Genomic DNA, 8,632 nt, shown 5'->3' on the forward strand with positions numbered 1-8,632 from the left:
GCCGCGGGCGCGCTGCTGGTGCAAGCGGCGCTGCTGGGCTCCCTCGCCTGGGGCATAGCTTCCGGTGGGGACGGGGCCAGGGCGGTGCTGGCGGTGGCCGCCGTGTTCCTCCTGGCCGCGACGGCGGAGCCGATGGGCATGCTGCCGCGCGCCGGCGCCTCGCTGGCCGCCGCCGCCGCCGCCGCGCGCCGGCTCTTCGAGGCGGCCGACACGCGGGCGCCCGTCGCCGAACCCTGGGATGCGCCCGCGGCGATGCCGGCGGGCCACGCGGTCCGCTTCGAGGGCGTGGGCTTCGCCTGGGCGCCGGACCGCCCGCCGGTCTTCGCCGGGCTCGACCTGGAGGTGCCGGAAGGCGCCCGCCTCTGCGTCCTGGGCGCCTCGGGCTCGGGCAAGTCGAGCCTGGCCGCGCTGCTGCTGAAGCTCGCGGCGCCGGGCGCCGGGCGCGTCACCCTCGGCGGCGTGGACATCGCTTACCTACCGGCCGAGGAGGTGCGCCGCCGCGTCGCCTGCTTGGCGCAGGACGCGCGGCTCTTCGACGACAGCATCGCCGCCAACCTGCGGATCGCAGCGCCCGCGGCGCCGGACGCGGCGCTTTGGCGCGCCCTCGACCGCGCCGGCATCGGCGAGTTGGTGCGGGCTTTGCCCGACGGCCTTTCCACCGGCTGCGGCGAAGGCGGCGCCCGCTTCTCCGGCGGCCAGGCGCGGCGGCTGGCGCTGGCGCGCGTGCTGCTCTCGGCGGCGCCGGTCGTCGTGCTGGACGAGCCGACCGCCGGCCTGGACGCGGACGCCGAGCGCGCCTTCCTCGAAACCCTGGAGGAAGCGACCTCGGGGCGCACGGTGGTCCTGCTCGCCCACCGCCTCACCGGCGCGGAGCGCCCGACGCGCGTGGTGCGCTTGGCGGGGGGCCGCGCCCTCCCGGCGGCGGGGTGATCCTGGGCACGCGCATCGCGGGATAGCGAAATCGTCGGGTGCCGCGGCGGGCGGAAATGCTTTAGGCACGAGGGATGGAGCTCCGCGACGCCGGGCCGGCCGACGTGCCGGCCATGACCGCCATCTACGCCCACCACGTCCTGCACGGCACCGGCACCTTCGAGGAGGAGCCGCCGGACGAGGCCGAGATGGCGCGTCGCATGGGCAATGTGCAGGACCAGGGCTGGCCCTGGCTGGTGGCGGAGGAGGACGGGAAGATCCTCGGCTTCGCCTACCTCAACCAGTTCCGCCCGCGCTCGGCCTACCGCTACGCCGGCGAGGACTCAGTATACGTTCGCAACGACATCCGTGGTCAGGGCGTCGGCAAGGCGTTGGTGGCGGCGCTGCTGCGTCGGGCCGAGGACTGCGGCTTCCGGCAGATTTTCGCGGTGATCGGCGACTCGGAGAACGTCGGCTCCATCGGCCTACATGTCTCGCTCGGGTTCCGGCAGGTGGGGGTGATGCGCTCGACCGGCGCGAAGTTCGGGCGCTGGCTCGACGTCGTGACGATGCAGCGCGCGGTCGGCGAGGGCGACCGCGAACCGCCGGGCTGACGCCGCCGGATCAGCCGGCGCGGAAACGAGCCGCCGTGACCGCGTCGCCGGACAGCGCGGCGGCGACCGCCTCGCGCGCCGCAAGCGTCCCGACGAGCGCGATCACGCGCTCGAACCAGGGGCAGGCGCCCCGTACCCGCGCCTGGAACAGCCGGTCCAGTGCCGCCGCGGCCGGCGGCCGCCCGCCGCAGCACGCGCACCCGGCGGCGTGGGGCACCACCGGGTCGAAGCTCGCCAGCGCCGCCGCCCCCTCCGGCATTGGCGGGGGCGGGGCCTCGGCAAGCACCGCCGCCTTCGACCCGGCGGCAAGCGCGCCGGCCAACGCCGCGGTGTCCGCGACGATCACGACAGGTAGACGGGCGTCGAGGGTCCAAGCCATCTTGTAGACATAAGGATATCTTTATGTCATACGCAAGCCTATGGACCGCGTCCTTTCCCAGCTCCGCGCCGCCGCCGAGCCGACCCGGCTCCGGTTGCTCGCGCTTTGCGCGCGCGGCGCTTTCCGGGTGTCGGACCTGTGCGACATACTGGGGCAGTCGCAGCCGCGGCTCTCGCGCCACCTCCGCCTGCTGGTCGAGGCCGGGCTGCTGGAGCGCGTGCCGGAGGGGGCCAACGCCTATTTCGGCCTGCCGCCGGACGCCGACCTGGCCCGGATGATCGTGGCGCGGCTGCCGGAGGACGACCCGCAGCTCGCCGCCGACCGTCGGCAGGCGGTGCGGCTGGCGGCGGACCGGGCGCGGGAAGCCTCCGAGACCTTCCGCCGCCTGGGCGCCGATTGGGACGAGGTGCGGGCGCTGGGCCTCTCCGCCGCCGCGATCGAGCGGGCGCTGCTGGACCTGCTTCCGCCGCGCATCGGCGCCTTCCTCGACATCGGCACCGGCACCGGCCGGTTGCTGGAACTGGTCGCGCCGCGGGCCGAGCGGGCCTTCGGCATCGACGCCAGCCGCGAGATGCTGGCGCTCGCCCGCGCCCGCTTCGCCGAGCACGGCGTCGCCGACCGCTGCGCCGTGCGCCAGGCCGACATGTACCGGCTGCCATTGCCTGACCAAGCCTTCGACGTGGTCGCCTTGCAGATGGTGCTGCACTACGCCGAGGACCCCGCGGCCGCGCTGGCCGAGGCCGCCCGCGTGCTCCGCCCCGACGGGCTGCTGGTGGTGGTGGACCTCGAAGCGCACGGGCACCCGGAGCTGCTGGAGCGCCACGCCCACCGCTGGCCCGGCTTCGACGACGCGGCGCTGGCCGGCTGGCTCGGCGCCGTGGGCTGCGCGCCGCTGCCGCCGCGGGTGGTGGAAGGCGCGCTGCCCGTCCGCCTTTGGCCGGCCCGCCGCACCCTGGGCCGCGTTTCCGCCCCCGCCGCCGTTCTGACCTTCTGACCGCTGCTTAGGACTCACCGCGCATGGCTTCCCGCCGCCCGCACCTCCTCGACGCCCTCCGCGACCGCGTGCTGCTCTGCGACGGCGCCATGGGCAGCCGCGTGCAGGCGCTCGACCTCGACACGGACCGCGACTTCTGGGGCAAGGAGAACTGCACGGAGGTGCTGAACCTGTCGCGCCCCGACCTCGTCCGCGAGATCCACCGCGGCTACTTCGAGGCCGGCGCCGACATGGTGCTGACCAACTCCTTCGGCGGCTCGCCGGTGACGCTCGGCGAGTTCGAGCTGGAGGACAAGGCGTTCGAGATCAACAAGCTCTCTGTCGAGCTGGCGCGCGAGGCGGCGGAGGGCTTCTCGGACGGCCGGCACCGCTGGGTGATCGGCGACATCGGGCCGGGCACCAAGCTGCCGAGCCTCGGCAACATCGCCTACGACGCGTTGGAAGCGGCGCTGGTGGAGCAATGCCGCGGCTTGATCGCCGGCGGCGCCGACGCGATCCTGACCGAAACCAACCAGGACACGCTGTTCATCAAGGCCGCGGTGAACGCGGCCAAGATCGCCCGCGCCGAAGCGGGGACCGACACGCCGATCTTCGTGCAGGTCACGGTGGAGACCACCGGCACCCTGCTGGTGGGGCCCGACATCGGCGCGGCGGCGGCGGTGGTCCACGCGCTGGACGTGCCGTTGATGGGGCTGAACTGCGCCACCGGGCCGCAGGAGATGGCGGAGCACGTGCGCTGGCTGTCGCGCAACTGGCCGGGCTTAGTGAGCGTGCAGCCGAACGCCGGGCTGCCGGAGCTGGTGGACGGCAAGACGCACTACCCGCTGGGCGCGGCGGAGCTGGCCTCTTGGATGGAGCGCTTCGTCCAGGAGGACGGGCTGAACCTGATCGGCGGCTGCTGCGGAACCTCCGTCCCGCACATCCAGGCGCTCGACGCCATGCTGCGCCGGCTCGACGGCGGCAAGGGGTTCCGCCCCGCCCCGGCCAAGCGCACGGCGGTCTGGGTGCCCTCGGTCGCCTCGCTCTACGCGGCGACGCCCTTGCGGCAAGAGAACAGCTACTTCTCCATCGGCGAGCGCTGCAACGCCAACGGCTCCAAGGCGTGGCGCGAGCGGCAGGCGGCCGGGGACTGGGACGGCTGCGTTTCCATAGGCCGTGAGCAGGTGGCGGAGGGCTCAAACTCGCTCGACGTCTGCACCGCCTTCGTCGGCCGGGACGAGATGGCGGAGATGGACGAGGTGATCCGCCGCTTCACCTCCAGCGTCAACGCGCCGCTGGTGATCGACAGCACGGAAACGCCGGTGATCGAGTCGGCGCTGAAGCTGCACGGCGGCAAGCCCATCATAAACTCCATCAACTTCGAGGACGGCGAGCAGGCGGCGCACGACCGGCTGCTGCTGGCCAAGAAGTTCGGCGCCGCCGTGATCGCGCTCACCATCGACGAGGTGGGCATGGCGAAGACGGCGGAGGACAAGCTCCGCATCGCCCGGCGATTGGTGGAGTTCGCCTGCACCAAGCACGGCCTGCCGCAATCCGACCTGCTGATCGACCCGCTGACCTTCACCATCGCCACCGGCAACGAGGACGACCGCAAGCTCGGGCAGTGGACGCTGGAGGGCATCCGCATGATCCGGCAGGAGTTCCCGGACATCCAGATCATCCTCGGCCTGTCCAACATCTCCTTCGGCCTGAACCCGGCGGCGCGGCACGTGCTGAACAGCGTGTTCCTCGACCACGCGGTGAAGGCCGGCATGAGCGGCGCCATCGTCCACGTCTCCAAGATCAAGCCGCTGCACCTGATCCCGCCGGAGGAGGTGGAGGTGGTGGAGGACCTGATCTTCGACCGCCGCCGCGAGGGCTACGACCCCTTGCAGAAGGTGCTGGAGATCTTCTCCGGCCGGAAGGCCGCCGACACCGTCCGCAAAGCGCGGGCCGAGACCGCGGAAGGCCGCCTCAAGGACCGCATCGTGGACGGCGACCGCAAGGGGCTGGAGGACGACCTCGCCGAGGCGATGAACAACGGCATGGCGCCGCTCGACATCATCAACACCGTGCTGCTGGACGGCATGAAGGTGGTGGGCGAGCTGTTCGGCGCCGGCAAGATGCAGCTCCCCTTCGTGCTGCAATCGGCCGAGACCATGAAGGCCGCGGTGGCGTACCTGGAGCCGCACATGGAGCGGGTGGAGGGCCAGGAGAAGGGCACCATCGTCCTCGCCACGGTGAAGGGCGACGTCCACGACATCGGCAAGAACCTCGTGGACATCATCCTGACCAACAACGGCTACCGGGTGGTGAACCTCGGCATCAAGGTGCCGCTGGCCGACATGGTGGCGGCGGTGAAGCAGCACCGGGCGCACGCCATCGGCATGTCCGGCCTCCTGGTGAAGTCCACCGTGGTGATGCGCGAGAACCTGGAGGAGATGAGCCGCCAGGGGCTTGAGGTGCCCGTGCTGCTCGGCGGCGCCGCTCTGACGCGCAACTACGTCGAGGACGACTGCGCCCGCGCCTACGCCACCGAAGGCCGCGCCTTCGGCCGCGTCGCCTACGCCCGCGACGCCTTCGACGGCCTGCACCTGATGGACCGGGTGACGGGCAACGGCTTCGACGACTACCTCGCCGCGCTGCAGGCCAAGCGGAAGGGCAAGGCGCGCAACGAGAAGCGCACCCTCGGCACCGCGGACCCGCGCGGCTTCGCCCCGGTGGACGTGAACTACGCCCAGGAGCGCCGCCGCCGCGTCACCGCCGGCGAACCGATCCCCGACCCGCCCTTCTGGGGCGCGCGCGTCATCGAGTCGGCGCCCAAGGCCGTCGTGCCCTTCATCAACGAGCGCAGCCTCTACCAATTCCAGTGGGGCTTCCGGAAGCAGGGCAAGACCCTGGAAGACTTCCTCGGCTGGGCGAAGCAGGAGCTGCGCCCGGTGCTGAAGCGGATGCTGGCGCTGGCCGAGGCCGAGAACATCCTCAGGCCCCAGGCCATCTACGGCTACTGGAAGTGCGCGGGGCAGGGGAACGACCTCGTCCTCTTCGAGCCGGACGGCGTCACCGAGGCGTGCCGCTTCACGCTGCCGCGGCAGCCCAAGCAGGACGGAGAATGCATCGCCGACTTCGTGCGCGACATCGAGGACGGCCCGAACGCGCGCGACGTGATCGGCCTCCAGGTCGTCACCGTCGGCCAGAAGGCGTCCGACATCGCCCGGACCTGGTTCGAGGACAACCGCTACCAGGACTACCTCTACCTGCACGGCCTCTCGGTGGAGATGGCTGAGGCGATGGCGGAGTACGTCCACAAGCGCATCCGCGCCGAATGGGGCTTCGGGGCCGAGGACGACCGCGACATGGACCGCATGTTGCAGCAGGGCTACCGCGGCGGCCGCTACTCCTTCGGCTACCCGGCTTGCCCGAAGCTGGAGGACCAGGCGCCGCTGCTCAGGCTGCTGGACGCGGAGCGCGTCGGCGTTTCGCTCTCGGACGAGTGGCAGTTGCACCCTGAGCAGTCCACGAGCGCCATCGTGCTGCACCACCCGCGGGCGAAGTATTTCTCGGTCTAGCGGCGGCTGGGTTAGAGTCCGCGGCCGGGTCTGCTTCGGTCGCGGGGGGACGCGAGATGACGGTCTTGTTGGCGGCGGCGCTCCCGCTCGGCTTGTTGGCGGCGGCGTGGAGCGCCGGATTCTTCTGGTCGTGGTCTTTCACGGTCATGCTGGGCCTCTCCGCGGCACGGCCGGAGGCCGCCGTCGAGGCGATGCGCGCGGTTAACGCGAACATCACCGGCCCGTCCTTCGCGTTCGTCTTCTTCGGCCCCGCCGTCTTCGCCGCCCTTGCCGCCGCCCTGGCCTTCGCGGCCGGGTGGGGCGCGGCGGCGTCGTGGGCGCTCGCGGAGGCGGTCCTCTACGGCGCGGGGGTGGTCGGCGTGACCGTCGCCGCGAACCTGCCGCTGAACGCGGCGCTGGCGGCCGCGCCGCTCGCGCCGGACACGGCGGCGGAGGTGTGGCGCGCCTTCGCCGGTCCGTGGACCGCTTGGAACCACCTTCGCACGGGCGCGGCGTCGCTCGCCTTCGCCGCCCTGGCGGCCGCCGGGGCGCTGGCGATCCGGGGTTGATCGCGGGGACGCCGCTACGCCGTCCGCAAAAAACCGCGGCCCGCCGCGGGGGTTGCCGTCCCCCGCCGGCCCGGTGCAAGAACCGCCCGCCGCCGGAGCCCGGAAGCCTGCCCCTTGGTGCCTGACGCCGCCCTCCGAAGACCCGCCGTGAGCCGCGCCGTCGCCACCGCCTTCGGGAGCGTGGCCGTGGCCGCGGCCGTCTTGGTGCTGAAGCTGCTCGCCTGGGGCTTGACGGGCAGCGTGGCGCTTCTCGCCGACGCGCTGGAAAGCGTGGTGAACGTGGTCGCGGCGCTCGCGGCGCTGGCGGCCGTGCGCTTCGCCGCCCTGCCCGCGGACGCCAACCACCCCTACGGCCACGCCAAGGCCGAGTACTTCTCGGCCGTGCTGGAAGGCGCGTTGATCGTGCTCGCGGCGGTGCTCATCCTCAACGAGGCCTGGGGCGCTTGGCAGGAGCCGCGCGCGCCGGAGCAGGCGGCGCTGGGCCTCGCCGTTTCGGTCGTCGCCACCGCGGCCAACGCCGCCTGGGCCGTCGTGCTCACGCGCCGCGGCAAGGCCCTGCGCTCGCCCGCGCTGCTCGCCGACGCGCAACACCTGTTCGCCGACGTCGTCACCTCCGCCGGGGTGATCCTCGGCGTCGCGGCGGTCGCCGCCACCGGCCTGCTGTGGCTCGACCCGCTGCTCGCCGCGCTCACCGCCGCCAACATCCTGTGGTCGGGCGGGCGGCTGGTCCGCGCCTCGGTGGGCGGCCTGATGGACGAAGCCGTCCAGCCCGAACTGCTGAGCCGCATCCGCGGCGCGCTCTCCGCCAGCGCCGACGGCGCGATCGAGGCGCACGACCTCCGCACCCGCCACGCCGGCCGCCTCACCTTCATCGAATTCCACCTCGTCGTGCCCGGCGCCATGCGGGTGGACGAGGCGCACGCGATCTGCGACCGCATCGAGGCCGCGCTGAAAGCGGAAGTGGACGGCGCCGTCATCACCATCCACGTCGAGCCGGAGGGCAAGGCGAAGCACCAGGGCGTGCTGGTGCTGTGACCGGGGCGCCGCCGCCGTCGCCCTTGCGCCGGCTGTCCTCCACCGCCCCGGCGCTCGGCTCCCTGCTGCTGCACGGCGCGGCGCTGGCCGCCCTCGCCGTCTTGCACATGCAAGACCGGCTGCCGGACACGCCGCGGGAGCGCGGCGTCGAGATCGTCTGGCAGGACAGCCCCGAGGACGCGGCTCCCGGCGCCGGGGCGGCAGCGCCGGCGGAGGCTTCGGAGGCGCCGGACCGGGGACCGGCGGCCGAGCCAGAGCAAGACCTGGCCCAGGCCCCCGCCGCGCAACCGCCGCCCGACCCGCAGGCGCGCGGGGAGCCCCCGACCGAGACGCCGCTTCCGGAGCCCCCGCTCGCGCGAACCCCGGAGCGTCCCGAGCAGGAACCGCCGCCGCAAGAGCCGCCGCTCGCCGAAGCCCCACCCGAGCCCGAGCCCGAGCCGCCGGCGGCCAAGCCGCCTCCGCCACCGCCTCTGGTCGCGGCGGCGCGGACGGCCTCGGACGCGATGGAGGACCGGCCCGCGCCGGCGCTGGAAGAGGCCCGGCCGCCCGACCTGCCGCTGCCGCCCCCCGTCGCGCCGGCGGCCCCGCCGCGACCCGCGCCGCCG

General features: G+C 73.4%; 7 protein-coding genes and 1 pseudogene. 7 read left to right on the forward strand and 1 reads right to left on the reverse strand.

What is annotated here, in order from left to right:
* Together ABD067_RS09010 and ABD067_RS09015 are read left to right on the forward strand one after the other, a co-directional pair.
* Positions 1-930 (forward strand): ATP-binding cassette domain-containing protein (locus tag ABD067_RS09010; RefSeq protein WP_343894906.1); only part of this gene is annotated, 930 nt, incomplete at its 5' end.
* 74 nt (positions 931-1,004) lie between these two features.
* On the forward strand, positions 1,005-1,523 hold the full coding sequence (locus ABD067_RS09015) for a GNAT family N-acetyltransferase (protein ID WP_343894907.1): 519 nt from the start codon (positions 1,005-1,007) through the stop codon (positions 1,521-1,523).
* 10 nt (positions 1,524-1,533) lie between these two features.
* Here the strand turns inward: ABD067_RS09015 and ABD067_RS09020 are convergent, their stop codons facing one another.
* Positions 1,534-1,902 carry a hypothetical protein gene (locus ABD067_RS09020; protein ID WP_343894908.1) on the reverse strand — a complete coding sequence of 123 codons (369 nt, stop codon included), beginning with the start codon at positions 1,900-1,902 and terminating at the stop codon, positions 1,534-1,536.
* Positions 1,903-1,942: 40 nt separating this feature from the next.
* Here ABD067_RS09020 and ABD067_RS09025 point away from each other — a divergent pair, with 40 nt between their 5' ends.
* The 5 genes and pseudogenes from ABD067_RS09025 to ABD067_RS09045 all read left to right on the forward strand — a co-directional run.
* On the forward strand, positions 1,943-2,896 hold the full coding sequence (locus tag ABD067_RS09025; protein WP_343894909.1) for an ArsR/SmtB family transcription factor: 954 nt from the start codon (positions 1,943-1,945) through the stop codon (positions 2,894-2,896).
* Between the two features lie 23 nt (positions 2,897-2,919).
* A complete protein-coding gene (gene metH / locus ABD067_RS09030; protein ID WP_343894910.1) occupies positions 2,920-6,444 on the forward strand; it encodes a methionine synthase in 3,525 nt (1,174 codons plus the stop codon).
* A 56-nt stretch (positions 6,445-6,500) separates the two neighbouring features.
* Complete coding sequence (locus ABD067_RS09035) at positions 6,501-6,992, forward strand: anthrone oxygenase family protein (RefSeq protein WP_343894911.1); 492 nt, start codon at positions 6,501-6,503, stop codon at positions 6,990-6,992.
* A gap of 147 nt (positions 6,993-7,139) precedes the next feature.
* Positions 7,140-8,027, forward strand: coding sequence for a cation diffusion facilitator family transporter (locus ABD067_RS09040; RefSeq protein WP_343894912.1), 888 nt, complete (start codon positions 7,140-7,142; stop codon positions 8,025-8,027).
* Positions 8,024-8,632: pseudogene (locus ABD067_RS09045) on the forward strand (hypothetical protein); the annotation flags it as partial. The gene ABD067_RS09040 and the pseudogene ABD067_RS09045, both read left to right, overlap by 4 nt.

The organism is Craurococcus roseus (assembly GCF_039523795.1).
Taxonomy (GTDB): domain Bacteria; phylum Pseudomonadota; class Alphaproteobacteria; order Acetobacterales; family Acetobacteraceae; genus Craurococcus; species Craurococcus roseus.